Here is a 16,521-nt window from a genome sequence, read left to right as displayed (position 1 = left end):
TCCTATGGAAATACGAAATATAAGCATAGCTATATTGAGCATACTTCCTTTTCTTGTGAGAGGTCAGGCTCCGGAGGAATATAATCCCAGTGTAAAAGAAATAATAGTCATCTGTAAAACTCATTTTGACATAGGTTTTACACATCGTGTGAAAGATATCGTCAATTACTATCAGATAGATATGATAGATAATGCGTTTAAGGCAATGGATGCTTCCGGGGATCTTCCGAAAGAGCAGCAATTTGCCTGGACGCTTCCCGGGTGGGTGCTGTCGAAGACGATGGAGGATTGGGACGGACAGAATCCTGAACGGAAAAAGAAGCTGGAGGAAAAGTACAGATCAGGACAGATTATCTCTCATGCATTGCCGTTTACTATCACATCTGATATCTGTGGATTGGAAGAGATGGTGAGAGGATTGGGCTTTTCTTCTGCGTTAAGCCGTAAGTATAACCTACCGCTTTCCCGTTCTGGTAAACTGACGGATGAACCATCGCATACGGGGGCTTTGGCTACAGTTCTGGCTAATGCAGGTGTTAAGTTTTTACATATTGGCTGTAACTGGCCCAGTGGATTTGTTAAAACTCCAGGGCTGTTTTGGTGGGAAGGCCCTGATGGATCGCGTGTTCTAACCCTGTATTCTCCTATCTATGGAACCAGTTACGGCCTGTATCCTGAAGCATGGACAAGCCCTGACGATCCGATGATCGGGAAAAACCTGATACCGGCAAAAGACTGGCCTTATAAAGTATGGCCTGCCATATTAGTTACGGGCGATAACTCCGGACCTCCTACCGGCGAACAGATAAAAGCCATGTTTGAAGAAATAAAGGCAAAGATGCCCGGTGTTGATGTACATATGGGTACGATGGATGATTTTTATGATGCAATGATGCAGGAGAATCCTGTATTGCCCGTCGTAAAATCGGCTATGCCGGATACTTGGGTACATGGAGTGATGTGCGACCCCGGAGGTGTTCGTTTGTCACGTGAAGTCCGTTCACTTATTTCTTCAGCAGAGGCGTTGAATACACAACTTAAATGCTGGGGTGTTGAAATGCCGTCTGTATCTAAAGAGGTTGCAAATGCGTATGAAAAAATTGCCTTGTACGGAGAACATACCTGGGGAGGTTCCAAAGCGATAAGTGCTTATGGCGAAGCATTCCGTAAGTTGCCGACCGAAGAATATAAAGATCTGGAAGCATCTTGGGAAGATAAGACCGATTATATCCGTGATGCGTCTGAAATTACGCAGGCTATAGCAACGTCCGATCTGGCTTGTCTTGCTAAAAATGTGAGACGGAACAGTACCTCTTATGTCGTATATAATCCTTTACCTTGGGTTCGTTCCGGATTGGTGAAAGTTGGTAACCGGGTGATGTTTGTGAAGGATATTCCTTCCTGTGGCTATCGGACTATCCCGATGGACAATCCGGACGAGAGTATGCATGAAAGTAAATCAGCTTCCATAGAGAATGAATTTTTTAAAATAACATTTGATCCGGAGAAAGGGGCTGTCTCTTCATGGCTGGATAAACAGACCGGACGGGAATGGATAGATAAAAATGCCTCTCACGGATTCGGACAATATCTGAATGAACGGTTTACATTTGAACAGACCCTGGATTATACGATGACTTATCAACAGGGACGGGCAAAGGATTGGCCTCACCCCGGAATGCATAAGCCCGGGATGATCTCGGAGAAAGAAGTTTCTTATCGTGCTGCTTCCCCGAAGAACGGTCAATTGAAAGTTACGGCCAACAGTCTTGTTCAAACGGCAGAGTTACAGATGCCATCCGACCGGTCGGCTCATTTACCGGCAACGGTCCTCCGTGTTTCTTTGTATAAAGGGCAACCTTATGTAGATATGGAAATAACCATACAGGATAAGGAAAAAGATAACTGGCCGGAAGCGGATTGGCTTTGCCTTCCCTTTAAAATAAAGAATCCGGAGTTTAATGTGTATCGCCAGCTGGGGGTAATGAATCCGGCTACCGATATTCAGCGGGGAGCCAATCGTCATTTATATGCCGCCGAGCACGGACTTACGATAACAGGACCGGACGGGGCTGGTATCGCTGTTTGTCCTCTGGATCATCCGTTGGTCAGTCTGGGAGTACCTGGTTGTTGGAAATATTCGGATGATTATGTTCCGGAGAAACCTGTTGTATATCTGAATCTTTATAATAATCAGTGGAATACCAATTTCCGCTATTGGTATCCCGGTACATGGAGTTCACGTGTACGCCTGTGGACGATAGATAATAGTACTACTGGAAATGCTAGAAATCAGGGCTTTATAACACGTGCCTTGGAGGCACGTAATCCTTTATTGGCAACTGTTGCTGAAAAGAATGGGGGGACCCTTTCTCCCGTTCAATCGGGGATAGAATTGTCTCGTCCGGGAGTGATAGTAACTGCGTTTGGTGAAGATCCGGATGGAAATGCAGGTACACTTTTACGCGTTTGGGAACAGGCGGGAATTTCCGGAAAACTGACAGTGACATTGCCTAAAGGAATGAATGTATCTGTGGCAGAACTTGTAAATTTACGTGGAGAAAAGACTGGAAAATATATATCTATTGATTCTGGTAAATTAGAGTTGGAACTGGGTGCGTATGCTCCGGTTAGTTTTATATTGAAGTGATTTGTTGTATAGTTTTAGTTCCTATGTTTATAAAGTAAATCAACTTTATAGACATAGGAATTGATGTAATATGAGGTTATATGATGAAAAAAGTTCTTTGTTTAATTTATCTGTGTTGTTTTTGCGTTAATTGTCTGTCATTGCCTGCGAAAGAATACCATGTTTCAATGGTTGGAGATGACAGTAATAATGGATCTGAAAAATCCCCTTTCCGGACAATAGCAAGAGCTGCCCGGGAGGCTTATCCGGGTGATGTGGTGACTGTCCATGCAGGAGTGTATCGTGAACGGGTGATACCTCCGAGAGGTGGTGTTTCTGATGAAAAACGTATTGTTTATCAGGCAGCTCCTGGTGAAATAGTTGTGATAACGGGTTCTGAACCTGTTACGGGGTGGCAAAAAGTACAAAACGATACTTGGAAACTAACCCTTCCTGATTCTTTTTTCGGAGAGGTAAATCCTTTTGATGAGCAGATATATGGAAGTTGGTATCATGGGAAAGGAAACCCCAATCATACGGGAAGTGTCTATCTGGACGGGAAACGGATACAGGAAGCTTTTTCATTCAAGCAAATATTGGAACCAATAGACGGACAGCCTTATTGGTATGCGGAAACGGACGGAAACGGTGGTCCGGTGTTGATGAACTTGGGCTGGATTTGTCCTGCCGGGGGAGAGAAGATGACTTCTGTACAAGCCTCTGTAGAGGGGGGTGACCAGGCTATTTGTTATAAATGGGGTTCGCCCGATGCCGGTTGGCCTTTCGGGTATCTGGAAGATGGTTCTGTCATGTATTTCGACGATGTTGATTTTGGAAAAGGAACGGATTCCCTTTCTTTTGAGGCGGCAACGTTGGTCAAGGAAAGCTTGTTGGAGGTAAGACTGGGAAATGCAAACGGTGAGTTGCTGGGAACGTATCTTGTGACCAATACCGGTGATTGGGAAACATTCTCGGTTTTTCATCTGAAGATGGCGCGGAAACTGTCCGGGAAAAACGACATTTGCCTGGTGGTCAAGGCTCCGAAGGCTAAAGAGAACGGAAAAACAACGATTTGGGCTCAATTCCCGAAAGGGATGGATCCGAATAATACTCCTGTTGAAATATCCGTCCGCCCACAAGTCTTTTATCCGGATAAAACCGGTATCGACTACATTACGGTTCGCGGATTTATCCTAGAGAATGCAGCGACCAATTGGGCTTCCCCTTCTGCTGAACAACCCGGTCTTATTGGCCCGCGATGGTCAAAAGGATGGATTATTGAGGATAATATAATCAGGAACTCACGTTGTTCCGGGATTTCGTTAGGGCGTCCTACATTCGGGCATTCGCATCATTATCAGGAGTTACCTCCGCGTGTGTATGCTGATCCCGATGGAGGGCAGACGGTAGAAGAATTGCTGGATTATTTTGAGAATGCATCCTGGAAGAAAGAGGCTGCCGGTTTTCATGTCATTCGCAATAATCATATTTATGCATGCGGCCAGGCTGGAATCGTTGGGTGTAGCGGCGGAGCTTTTTGCCGGATAGAGGGAAATGAGATACATGATATCTGTATGGGGGAAACCTTTACCGGTGAAGAGGTAGCTGGTATCAAACTGCATTTTGCAAATGATGTGGTTTTGAAAAACAATCATATCTATCGTACGATACGAGGTCTCTGGTTAGACTGGGGAGGACAGGGTGCCCAGGTTATAGGGAATCTTTTCCATGATAACGACCAGACGGAGGATATTTTCATTGAAGTCTGTCATGGACCTATTCTTTTGGCAAATAACATCCTATTGTCGAAGACATCTTTGAATATCGGAGAAGGGGTGGCATGTGTACATAATTTGGCTCGTGGAACTATTTCTGCCCATGGCGATGGTCGCCATACCTATTTTTATGAACCTCATGGGACTGTGTCGGCTGGAAAGATAGAGAGCAAAGGAGGTGATCTGCAATGGTACAATAATCTGCTGATGGGGCAGGCTTCATTCGGAAACTGGAAGGAGTTCCATTATCCGGTCAAGTACGATGGGAATATCTTTTTGGAAGGTACTGTCGCTGCCTCTTCGGATAACACGGCATTGACGGATTCTATATTCCAACCGGACCTTCAATTGGAAGAGAGGGCGGATGGTTGGTATTTGTCGATGAATGTCTCTCCGGATTGGCAGAAGCATGGGAAACGAAAACTCGTTACGACCGGTATGCTGGGAAAGGCGGTTGTCCCCCAACAGGAGTTTACGGATCCCGACGGAAGCCCGCTAAAGGTTTCAACTGATTATTGGGGGAAGAAGCGCAAGAAGTCGGCTCCTTTTCCCGGTCCTATAGAAGTGGAAAAGCCGGGTAAACAGGAATGGAAGATTTGGCCTCGGCTTTGATACCGATATGGATGTTTGGCATAGTAGTGCCATCATGCCAGCACTATAGTGTCACCCGCCTTCACATAGTAGTGTCAGTACCATTAGCACTACTATGTGAAGACGGGTGATATTATAGTGCTACCAATTGTATTTCCTGTTATCGTAGATCTGATATGCAAAACAATGTTAAATATTGACTATCGAATCACGGAAACTATAACGGTATAGTATCCTTAATATAGATCGGTAATAATGCAATGTATCATTTATAGAAAAAATACCACGAATGCACAAAATGGAGCAGTTATCAGACCAACAGTTAATGAGGGAGATCGTGTCTGATAACTTTAAAGCTTTCACAGAGCTTTACAATAGATATAAACATACTCTCTTTCAGTTTGTCATCCGGCTTTCGCACGGCGATTATTCGATGGCAGAGGAAGTTGTGCAGGAGACATTTATCATTATCTGGGAGAACCGGAAGAAGATTGTGGTTGAATTTTCATTTCAGGGTTATCTGAAAAAGGTATCCCGTAACCTGTTCCTGAAAGAAACGGCAAAACGTATTCAGGAACAATTGATGATCTCACAGATAGAGAATGTCAGGGTAGCCGAGAATTGTGTGGAGGATGAAGTCGAGTTGAACCTGTTGCTGGAGGAAGTGGAGCGTATCATCTCCATGTTGCCACCCGCCAGACAAAAAGTATATCGTTTGAAACACATCGAGCATCTTTCGCAAAAGGAGATAGCCAGCCTGCTGGGTATTTCGGAAAACACGGTGGAGAGTCATCTGAAACAGTCGACGAAGTTCCTTACCCAGATGCTGAGAGCGAACAGGGGTGACCTGCTGAATGGCATAGCTTTATTACTTTATCCTATTTTTTCATTCTTATTTTAAAGAAATAACTATGAGCAGACAGATTGAATTATTAGATAAATTCTACGACAATAAAGCTACCGAAAGTGAGAAACGTCAGTTAGCCGGGCTGTTGAATGATCCAGACAGGTGGACGGATGATTTTGATGAAATATGGGATCATTCCTTCGGTCATATGCCTGATTCGGCAGACGAGCGGATTTTTAAGGCTATCACAGCAACGGCCAATCCTGCAAAGATAAATATCAGAAGGTTTTTTATGCGTATGGCTACCTGCGCGGCAGTTTTCGGTGCCGTTGCCATATCATTGTTCTATTGGAACGAAAACCGGTTGTTAACCAAATATAACGATATGACCGTAGAAGTAGGTCACGGACAAAAGTCGGACATTTCCCTGCCGGACGGCACAATAGTCCATCTGAATGCCGATTCCAAACTGCGTTACGGCAGTCATTTTAACGGGAAACAGCGTCAGGTAGAACTGACCGGCGAAGCTATTTTGATGTAGCAAAGGATGCCCAATCTCCTTTCATTGTAAAAGCCGGCGATATTCAGGTACGTGCTTTGGGGACTTCATTTAATGTCCATGCTTATCCTGATGATGAAAATATCACGACTTATCTGGCAGAAGGTTCGGTTATAGTTTCATCGCCGGACCAGTCCTTTAATTTAAGTCCGGGGGAAGTGGCTGTTTATTCGTTGGCAGATACCCGGATGACAAAGAAACAAGAGGAGGATGATCGGTTGTTTATCGCCTGGATGAATAATGAAATGGTATTCAACGATGAGCCGATCCTGAATATTATCAAACTGCTGGAGCGTAATTATAATGTGAAGTTTGAGATTAAAAGCGATAAACTGAATAGCGTTACTTTCACTGGTACACTGAAAAATGCCAGCTTGCAATCAACACTATATGCTTTGCAATTTACATCTTCTATCTCTTATAAGAAAAAAGATGACGTGATAGAACTCTATAGTGATTAACCTTTTAAATTTTATCGATATGACGTAGAAAAAACACATGTATGCAAAAAGGGAAAGTGCTTGCAACACCTTCCCCTTCATTAGTCAATCAAGAGAGTTGAATATTCGCAAGTAGTCACTCTCTGGTAATTAACCATTTAATACTACACAAAAGTATGAATAAAAAATCAGAAACTATTTCTTCCTTTATTCAAAAAAGAAAGATTATGAGAAAAGTAGGGGCTATATGTTTGTCTGCCTTTCTCACAACTTCAGTATTTGCACAGGTAACTGTCAACGTAAAGCAACAAACGATCAAGCAGGCGTTACGTACAATTGAAAAAGTAAGCGACTATCGTTTCTTTTATAGTAACCAACTTCCGGATTTGGATAAGAAGGTAACTTTCGAAGTGAATAACCAATCAATAGAAGCAACAATGAGCAAGTTGTTGAGCGGTACAGGTTTGGTTTACGAAAAAAAAGAAGATAACCAGATTTATCTGGGAGTAAAAGGAAGTAAAAGTGGCCAGAAAGAAAATAAGAAAATAACAGGGACGATTGTTGATGACAATGGTGAACCGGTAATTGGTGCAAATGTGTCTATCAAAGGGACAACGACCGGTACGATTACTGACATTGACGGAAATTTCAGCTTGGATGCAATGTCGGGGGCGACATTGCTCATATCCTATATAGGATATGAAACACAAGAAATAGCGATAGGTAATCAATCTGTGTATAACATAAAATTATTGGAAGATAGTCAAGCTTTGGATGAGGTCGTAGTGATCGGTTATGGAACGCAGAACAGGCAGGCCATTACCGGTTCTATTACGAAAGCGAATATCGATGCCTATCGGGATGTACCGACAAACAATATTATGGAAACGATTAAGGGATCTGTTCCTGGCTTGAATGTGGGTGGTACAAATAGAGCTGGTAGTGTGGCTGGTTTTAGTATTCGTGGTCAGAATTCTACCCGTGATGGAGGAAATAATCCGTTGATCGTATTGGATGGTGCTATCTACGATGGTTCGTTGGCTGATATTCCTTCAGAAGATATTGACAATTTTACGGTTTTGAAAGATGCCAGTGCAGCAGCTGTATATGGTAGCCGTTCTGCCAATGGGGTAATCTTGATTCAAACAAAGCGTGGACGAAGTTCATCTAATAAACCAGAATTTAACGTGAATCTTTCATACGGTATCAGTAATGAGTTGAAACGTTGGATGTTTATGATGCAGATGGATATATTCAAAAATTGTTGGATTACCGTATTGCGAATGGGATGGATGCTGATCCGGATAAGATAGCTATTTATCTGCAACCGGAAGAGGCTAAGAATTACAATGCTACTCCTGATCATCGTCCGACTTTTTCTGACCCGTATGATCAGTTCCGCCAAAATGCTTATAATTTGAAGGCGAATGTGAGTATTTCCAATAGTTCAGAATTAGCTACTTACTATATATCTGCAGCGTTGACCGACCAAAAAGGGGTTATTATGAATGACCGTTACAAAAACTTTTCCGGTCGTATTAATATTGATAGTAATTTGACCAATTGGTTGAAAGTTGGCATAAAAACAAACTATAGTATTCGTGATAATTCTGGAAGTGTACCGTCTTTAAACAGAGCAGCTCAATTTAGTCCATATGCTTCTTTATATGATGAGGATGGGCATTATATGCAATATCCGCAAACGATTTCATCTTTTATCAGTCCTTATTGGAGTATGGCAACAGATGATACTAACAAGAGTAATCATTTGGGAGCCATTTTAAATGCCAAACTAACGGCTCCGTGGGTGAAAGGACTTTCTTACGAAATGATTTATTCCAATACATTGCGTTGGTCTGAAAATTATGATTTCTATGATCAATATACGATTTCTGGTCAGAAATCGAATGGGCATGGACAACGGAAACTTTCTAATAACTACAATATGTTGTTAGATAACATGATTAAATATAACAACACATTTAATAAGAAACATAATGTGGATGTAACTCTTTTGTATTCTAGGGAGTATCGTACATGGGAAAGTACAAGTGCTTATGCGGAACAATTTGATAATTTGGTTTTAGGACATAACAAGCTGGAAGACGGAAAGGTACAGAAAGTGGATACTGGCGCAGGTGAAAGTGGTGCGATTGCTTGGATGGCACGTGGAACTTATACTTTTGATGGACGTTATTCTATTACAGGAACGGTTCGACGGGATGGATGCTCTGCATTTAGTCTGAATCGGAAATGGGCTACATTTGCTTCTGGAGGTTTGAACTGGAATATCTCAAATGAATCTTTTATGAAAGATGTTGAACCTATCAATAATTTGGCTCTACGTATTTCGTATGGTTCGAATGGTAACCAATCAATCGATCCTTATAGCACCTTGGCTAAAGTCGCTACTAGTAAATATCTTTTTGCCGGTGATCCTTCTTACTCCATTACACAGGGAATCAGTTCGTTTGCCCTGAATGATTTGGGTTGGGAGAAAACAACCGGATTTAATACCGGACTTGATTTCTCTATTTTGAAGAATCGTCTTTCTGGTAATGTAGATGCTTATTTTACAAATACGACGGATTTGCTATTTAGCTTGTCATTACCATCAGTGTCTGGTAAAACATCTATGTTGTCAAACTTAGGAAAGATTAAAAATAAAGGTGTTGAGATTGGATTACATTCTGTTAATATAGAATCGAAAGATTTTAGATGGACTTCCGATTTCGCTTTTTCTCTGAACCGTAATAAAGTAACTACTATTTATGGGGAAGATAATGATGGCGATGGAAAAGAGGATGACTTGATCAGTTCAGGCTATTTTATTGGTAAATCACTGGGTACTATTTATACTTATAAAGTAGATGGTATGTGGCAGCAAGAAGATAAGGACAATGGCACAATCATGTCGGGTATGCGGCCTGGTGATTATAAGTTACAAGATGTTGATGGAGATGGAGAGATTACATCGGATAAAGACCGTCAGTTTTTGGGGACTTCGAAAGAAAACTTCCGTTGGAGTTTGACAAATACTTTGGAGTATAAAGGATTCTCTTTAATGGTATATATTAACTCCATTTGGGGTGGAAACGGTTATTATTTGTCTGGAAGTAATACACCCTATTATGATGAGTATGTAAATACAGGTTTTTGTAATCATACTGTATTTGATTATTGGACACCGGAAAATACAGATGCCAAATATCCACGTTTGGATTACACATCAAATGCTCGTTATAAAGGAACAAAGTATGTAGACCGTAGTTTTATTAAACTGCAGAAAGTTGCTTTGACTTATGATTTGTCTCGCTTCGTAAAACCATATGGGTTTAATAATATGCGTGTGTCTTTGAGTGCGGACAACTTATTTACGTTTGCTCCTCATTGGGATGGGTTAGATCCGGAAACAAATGCAGGAGAAACGATTAATGCGTTCCCGTCTATACGTACATACCAAATGACATTAATGTTTAACTTCTAATTGTGTAGAAAATGAAATTAATTAAACAATTATTCATAGGATTGGCATTGGTAGGATCATTGACAGCATGTCATGACCTATTGGAAGAAACTCCCAAAGATTTCTTGACACCGGAAAATTCATTTGTTGATAAAGCCGGATTTGAATCAGCTTTGGCAGATATTTATTTGAAAATAAGAACTGATTTTTATTTGTATAGTGATGGTTGGGATAGATATGATTTAATGGGTGGAGATGTTGATTTGGCTTCGCTGACATTGTCTGATGGTGAATATAGAGAGTATTTTCATTGGAACACGATGAATAAAGATAGTGGTTTCTCTAAAAAATGGTGGAGTAGTTTTTATTCATATATATTTAGTTGTAATGTGATTATAGACCGTGCTGAAAATCCGAATGTGCGTTGGAAAGATGAACAGGAGAAAAATGCGATTGTCGGAGAAGCTAAATTCTTACGGGCTTATGCTTATCATTTTTTAGCCAATATGTGGGGGAATGTTCCTATTGTATTGAATGAGACAACCAGTCCCCGCTTTGATTATAAAAATTCTCCACAGGAAGACGTTTATAAACAGTGTAAAGAAGATTTGCTTTTTGCTGTACAATGGATGCCCGATATTGATGATCAGAAAGGTGGTAAGGCTTCTAATGTAGCCGCGTATCATTTGTTGTCGGAAGTTTTGATCTGTTTGAAAGAATATGAACAAGCTGTATATTATGCCACTAAAGCCATTGAACATCCTTCTATGAAGTTGATGACAGAACGTTTTGGTAGATATAAAGACTTCGAGTTTGAAGGCTATGATTATCTAGGTGAAAAAGAACCTTGGGGTGATGTTTATTGGGATTTGTTCCAAGATGGAAACTTCAATCGTATCAATGGTAATATGGAGACCATTTGGAATATTCAAGTTAAATATAATGCAGTTGGTGGTACTGATGATAGTGGAAATGGAATCAACTTTGAAAGATGGTGGGGCGGTGGCGACTGGTGGCGTCAAAAAGATGTTGACGGGGTTGTCAATTGGCTGAAGAATATTTTAGGGGGGCGTTCTGTGGGATCTGGCGGTTGTTGTGTAACAGATTATGCGGCAGATCAAATTTGGAATTACAAAGGTGACTTTGACCGTGATATGAGAAATTCCATCTACAATATTCAACGGGTATATTATTGGACAAATCCTGAAAGTCGTTTTTATGGTATGCCGATGAAACCGGAGGATCTTGGAGACAAAACCCAGACTTTTGCTATTACTCGTCCTCGATATATGAAAGCTATTGCAACAGAGCATTATGGAAGACAAAAGGAAAGTGGAAGCAATGAAATTCATGATGGTGGGCGTATTTATAAATGTTGGTATATCATGCGATTGGCGGAAACTTATCTTTTGCGTGCAGAAGCTTATCATTTGTGGGGGAAAAATAGTGAGGCTGCGGCGGACATCAATGCACTCCGTAATAGGGCACATGCAACATCGGTCACAGCTGCTGATGTGAATTTGGATTTGATTTTGGACGAACGTGCCCGCGAATTGTATATGGAAGAATATCGTATCAGTACATTGATGCGTATGAATAAGTTGACGGAATATTTGATGAAATATAATCCGCAAGTGATAAAGGAAGGTTATCAATTAGATGACCATTTGAATAAATTACCGATTCCGAGTTCTGAAATTGAAGCTAATAAAGAAGGAGGTTTGGTTCAGAATCCTGGATATTAATAATTAATTTAATATTTTGAGGGGATGTATTGAATACGCTTCTGTTATCCTTGGACTTATCTGAGGTGGTAGGGTGGTAAAAGGAATACATCCCCTTTTTATTAAAACCAGCAAAAACATGAATTTAAAATATGTATTATTAGGTGGAATGTTCATGCTATCGGCCAGCATCCCTTCTGTCGCTCAACAATTAGGACAGGATAACCCATGCTTGAAACTATGGTATAATACGCCAGCTGAGCGTTGGATGACGCAAGCACTTCCTATAGGGAATGGCACAATTGGTGCTATGGTATTCGGTGGGGGAGAGAAGGAGCATATACAATTTAATGAAGTCTCCCTGTGGAGCGGGAAGGTAGATGAGCTAAAGGATGAAAACTATGCAAATAGGATAGGTAATGTGCAAAATTTGTTGGTCAATGGTAAAATAGTAGAGGCCAATAACTTATTAAAAGATTTTTCTGTCCCACGGGAGCATTTTGGTGCATTTCAACCTTTCGGTGATATATATATTGAATTCAACCATGCTACGGAGATTAAAGATTATGTCAGGGCACTTGATTTGGAATCTGGTATCTTGTCGGTCTCTTATACTGCAGGGGGAACGAAGTTCTGCCGGGAATATTTTGCAAGTTATCCGGATCAAGCGGTTGTTGTCAGGATAACATGCGATAAAAAGAATCAGATAACGGCTTTAGTTTCCAAACAACCTGGTCAGGACAACGGTATCCTTTCTGTTGAAGGAAACGACCAGATCGTGTTATCGGGAGAAATGCCACAAAGCGGATTGAAGTATTGTTCCAGGCTGAAAGTGCTAACAGAAGGAGGTACTGTTAAGCCAGTAGCCAATGAAATCCAAGTAAAAGATGCCAATAGCCTTACCCTTTTCCTTTCAGCAGCAACCGACTATGCGATGGATTGGCCTGTTTGCCGTAATGGGATCGACCCAAAAGAAAAAACGAATAAAGTGATCCGTTCGATTGATAAAAAGCAATATAAGGAAATACAAAAGAATCACTTGAAAGATTACCAGTCATTGTTTAATCGTACAAAATTGGAATTGGCGAATCAAAAAGATAACCTGAAGCATCTTCCTACGGATAAAATGTTGAAGGCTTATACAGGTGGAAGCAAACCATTTATTGATCCGACAATTGAAGCATTGTTATTTAATTATGGCCGTTATCTATTGATATCTTCTTCTAGGAGCGGGTCGCTTCCAGCTAATTTGCAAGGTATTTGGAATAGTAAAAAGAACCCTTCGTGGGATAGCGATTATCATACGGATATTAATTTGGAAATGAATTATTGGTTGGCAGGACCAACCAATTTGCTGGAGTGTTTTGTACCATTGGTCGATTATGTTGATTTCCTGCGTGTTCCGGGAGGCCGATCAGCAAAGAAATATTTCAATGCAAGAGGTTTTTATGTCAATATATACACCAATCCTTGGGGATATGCCGAATTAAGGTGGTTATGGCCGGGGGCTAGCGGCTGGCTTTGCCAAAACTTATATGACAGCTTTTTGTATTCGGGCGATATGAAGTATTTACGTAATAAGATTTATCCGATCATGCGTGATGCGGCTCTGTTTTATTTGGATATCTTAAAACCGTATTACAAAACGAATAAGCTAGTTGTCACACCTTCCATTTCCCCGGAGACAGGTTTCTTTTTCACAGATGGAAACATATACCGGGTGAGTGCCGGGGCCGCTATCGACCAGCAAATTGTATATGATTTATTTATGAATACCATCGAGGCTGCTGGTTTGTTAAATGTCGATCAAAATTTGGTAAAGCAATTGTCAGAAACGTTGGATAATCTATCCTCTCCTATTCAAATCAATAAAAGTGGCGATTTGCAGGAATGGATTGAAGATTGGAATGCTCAATTCATGGAACACAGGCATTTGTCCCATTTATATGCACTTTATCCAGGTAAAATGATTTCTCCATTGACAACTCCGGATTGGGCGAATGCTGCTGAAAAAGCGATTTTCCTGCGTGGTGATTATAACCATACAGAATGGAGTGTTGTATGGAAAATAGCTATGATGGCAAGGCTTGAGAAAAAGGAAAAGGCCTATAGTTATTTGAAACACATTATAAGGTATTCTATTCTGGAAAATGAAGCGTATCCTAATCGTCAGGGAACTTATGAAAATTTGCTTACAAGTTCAGCTCCTTTACAACTGGATGGAAATTATGGTTATACGGCTGCTATTGCCGAAATGTTGTTGCAAAGTCATGTTGGCAATTGGAAAGGGGGATATATGGTTCACTTACTTCCGGCATTACCAGCCAACTGGCGTGATGGTTCTGTAACCGGATTGTTGGCAAGAGGCGGTTTTGAAGTCTCGATGAAATGGCAAAACGGGAAACTGTTAAAAGCGAGTATACACTCTAAACAGGGTAACCCACTAAAAGTAGCTTATGATGGTAAAGTGATTGATTTTGCTGTAAAAAAGGGATCTACTATTTTTGTGGATGGGAATTTGAATCAATTAGGTGTATCGGACAAATAGAATAATAAAGAAAAGAGATATCATGAAAAAAGTAAACGTATTATTGTGTGCCTTGTTGCAGCCGTTGTGGCTTTGTGCACAAACGGTGTTGCCATTGGCAAGCCCTTCAGACAAGTTGAAGGCGGATATTCAGGTGAATGAAAAGTCGGTACAAATCGCTTTGTTCGACAAGGGAGGGAAGGTTGTGGAGGTGAAAACTTTGCAACTGGAGCTGGATAAAAACATATTGGCGGAAAACTGGCAGATAGCTAACCAGACGAGGACTTCGGTCGACCAGACCTGGCAACCGGTTTACGGGGAACGGTCGCTGGTGACAGACCGCTACAACGAATTGGAACTGTTGCTTCGTTCCGATGAAAACCAAAAGGAAATGACGATGTTTGTCCGCTTATATGACGAGGGGCTTGCTTTTCGCTATGCCTTCGACAAGCTGGATTTCTGGAACTGTACGTTGGTGAATGAGAAAACACAATTTTTGTTTGCGAAAGATTGTGATACTTGGGTGACTGGCAATGCACAAGGAGCTTATTCTAAAACGAAACTAAGTGCATTGAAAGGCGTAGGAGACCGTCCGCAGGTAATACAGGTAAACGACCGGAAGTTTGTGGCAATCGGCGAAGCGGCCTTGGTGGATTATTCCCGTATGAAGCTAGGTAAGAGTGAAACGGGAATCGGTGTACAATCGGTTTTGTCAGGTAAGGTAAATCTTGATTTGGCGGGTTATCGATCTCCTTGGCGTTATGTGATGGTGGCCGATCATCCAGGGCTGTTGGTACAGAACAATTATTTTGTCTTGAATTTGAATGAACCTAACCAAATAGAGAATACGAGTTGGATCAAACCGGGGCAGGTGATTCGTGAAGTGACATTGACTACAGCCGGAGGATTGGCTTGTGTGGATTTTGCTGCAGAAAACGGAATTGAATATGTGGAGTTTGATGCCGGTTGGTATGGGGATGAGTATAATCCGGAATCGGATGCATCGACTATAACTGTCGATCCCAAGCGCTCAAAAGGTCCGCTGGATCTTCATAAAGTGATAGAGTATGCGAATCAGAAGGGGATTGGCATTATTTTGTATGTCAACATGAAAGCTTTATCGAAACAATTGGATCAAATACTTCCTTTATATAAACAATGGGGAGTAAAAGGCTTGAAATATGGCTTTGTCGATGTCGGCGACCAATATTCGACAGCCTGGCTGCATCAGGCCGTTCGTAAAGCGGCCAAATATGAACTCATGGTCGATGTTCATGACGAATACCGCCCTACCGGTTATTCCCGTACCTATCCGAACCTGATTACGCAGGAAGGTATCCGCGGAGATGAGGAAAGTCCGAACTTGAATCAGGCGATTTATACATTGTATAACCGTATGATTTGTGGAGCCGGCGATAATACAAACTGTTTTTTTGCCGAACGTGTGACGGAAAAGATGGGCGGTCGTGCGGCTCAATTGGCTAAACGTATTGCTATTTACAGTCCCTGGCAGTTTATTTTCTGGTATGACCGTCCTTACAAGGCTCCGGCACGTGACGGAGGTGCCGGTTCAACCGAATCGGTGATTAAGACGGATGCCATAACCGACTTTTATTGTTCGATTCCTGTTGTATGGGATGATACCCGCTTCTATGAAGGGGATATGGATTCGTATGCGGTAGTTGCCCGCCGTTCGGCATCCGACTGGTATGTCAGCGTCCTGAATGTCGGCGATAAACGGCAGGTTACCATTCCGACAGATATGTTGAAATCGGCATCTCGTTATAAAGCGACCTTGTATTACCAGCCGGGTAATAAGAAAGATGTTGTTCGCGTAAAAGAACTCAAATGGCAGGAACAAGACCATTTGACGTTGGAAGTGGAAGGCGATAGCGGATGTGTGTTACATCTTACGCCCTGCAAACGGGTGGAAAAGAAGTAATAATCCACGTAAAAAGCAACT

Annotated in this window: 9 protein-coding genes and 1 pseudogene; all 10 read left to right on the top strand. The window is 41.6% G+C overall.

The genetic code is table 11. The features are described 5' to 3' along the window. Positions 1 to 4 precede the first annotated feature (4 nt). The 10 genes and pseudogenes from DXA15_RS02940 to DXA15_RS02905 all read left to right on the top strand — a co-directional run bounded on the left by DXA15_RS02940 (position 5) and on the right by DXA15_RS02905 (position 16,500). Complete coding sequence (locus DXA15_RS02940; RefSeq protein ID WP_233566731.1) at positions 5 to 2,650, top strand: glycoside hydrolase family 38 C-terminal domain-containing protein; 2,646 nt, start codon at positions 5 to 7, stop codon at positions 2,648 to 2,650. A 140-nt stretch (positions 2,651 to 2,790) separates the two neighbouring features. Next, positions 2,791 to 5,016 (top strand): carbohydrate-binding protein, encoded by a 2,226-nt coding sequence (locus tag DXA15_RS02935; protein WP_158579632.1) that lies wholly within the window; start codon positions 2,791 to 2,793, stop codon positions 5,014 to 5,016. A gap of 268 nt (positions 5,017 to 5,284) precedes the next feature. Then, a complete protein-coding gene (locus tag DXA15_RS02930) occupies positions 5,285 to 5,896 on the top strand; it encodes an RNA polymerase sigma factor (protein WP_128133070.1) in 612 nt (203 codons plus the stop codon). A gap of 10 nt (positions 5,897 to 5,906) precedes the next feature. Next, positions 5,907 to 6,454: pseudogene (locus DXA15_RS27785) on the top strand (FecR family protein); the annotation flags it as partial. Between the two features lie 135 nt (positions 6,455 to 6,589). After that, positions 6,590 to 6,862, top strand: a complete 273-nt coding sequence (locus DXA15_RS27860) for a FecR domain-containing protein (protein WP_369683039.1) — start codon at positions 6,590 to 6,592, stop codon at positions 6,860 to 6,862. A gap of 206 nt (positions 6,863 to 7,068) precedes the next feature. Then, entirely contained in the window at positions 7,069 to 8,154 is a 1,086-nt protein-coding gene (locus DXA15_RS25820) for a carboxypeptidase-like regulatory domain-containing protein (protein ID WP_233566730.1), read from the top strand. After that, positions 8,106 to 10,328, top strand: coding sequence for a SusC/RagA family TonB-linked outer membrane protein (locus DXA15_RS02920; protein ID WP_233566728.1), 2,223 nt, complete (start codon positions 8,106 to 8,108; stop codon positions 10,326 to 10,328). The genes DXA15_RS25820 and DXA15_RS02920 overlap by 49 nt, the downstream gene beginning before the upstream one ends. A gap of 11 nt (positions 10,329 to 10,339) precedes the next feature. Continuing rightward, a complete protein-coding gene (locus DXA15_RS02915) occupies positions 10,340 to 12,052 on the top strand; it encodes a RagB/SusD family nutrient uptake outer membrane protein (RefSeq protein WP_128133069.1) in 1,713 nt (570 codons plus the stop codon). 118 nt (positions 12,053 to 12,170) lie between these two features. Further along, on the top strand, positions 12,171 to 14,579 hold the full coding sequence (locus DXA15_RS02910; RefSeq protein WP_128133068.1) for a glycoside hydrolase N-terminal domain-containing protein: 2,409 nt from the start codon (positions 12,171 to 12,173) through the stop codon (positions 14,577 to 14,579). Positions 14,580 to 14,601: 22 nt separating this feature from the next. Continuing rightward, the gene (locus DXA15_RS02905) at positions 14,602 to 16,500 is read left to right on the top strand and encodes a glycoside hydrolase family 97 protein (RefSeq protein ID WP_128133067.1); all 1,899 of its coding nucleotides are present in this window, start codon (positions 14,602 to 14,604) and stop codon (positions 16,498 to 16,500) included. Positions 16,501 to 16,521 lie beyond the last annotated feature (21 nt).

Source organism: Parabacteroides sp. AM58-2XD (genome assembly GCF_003463685.1).
GTDB lineage: Bacteria > Bacteroidota > Bacteroidia > Bacteroidales > Tannerellaceae > Parabacteroides > Parabacteroides segnis.
The sequence above is the reverse complement of the archived record's forward strand: the minus strand, read 5'-3'. Positions and strand labels throughout refer to the sequence as shown.

Bases quoted from the DNA above. Each gene is read 5' to 3' on its own strand.
- DXA15_RS02940 (WP_233566731.1), top strand. From the start codon at position 5: ATGGAAATACGAAATATAAGCATAGCTATATTGAGCATACTTCCTTTT.
- DXA15_RS27860 (WP_369683039.1), top strand. From the start codon at position 6,590: ATGACAAAGAAACAAGAGGAGGATGATCGGTTGTTTATCGCCTGGATG.
- DXA15_RS02910 (WP_128133068.1), top strand. From the start codon at position 12,171: ATGAATTTAAAATATGTATTATTAGGTGGAATGTTCATGCTATCGGCC.
- DXA15_RS25820 (WP_233566730.1), top strand. From the start codon at position 7,069: ATGAGAAAAGTAGGGGCTATATGTTTGTCTGCCTTTCTCACAACTTCA.
- DXA15_RS02930 (WP_128133070.1), top strand. From the start codon at position 5,285: ATGCACAAAATGGAGCAGTTATCAGACCAACAGTTAATGAGGGAGATC.
- DXA15_RS02915 (WP_128133069.1), top strand. From the start codon at position 10,340: ATGAAATTAATTAAACAATTATTCATAGGATTGGCATTGGTAGGATCA.
- DXA15_RS02905 (WP_128133067.1), top strand. From the start codon at position 14,602: ATGAAAAAAGTAAACGTATTATTGTGTGCCTTGTTGCAGCCGTTGTGG.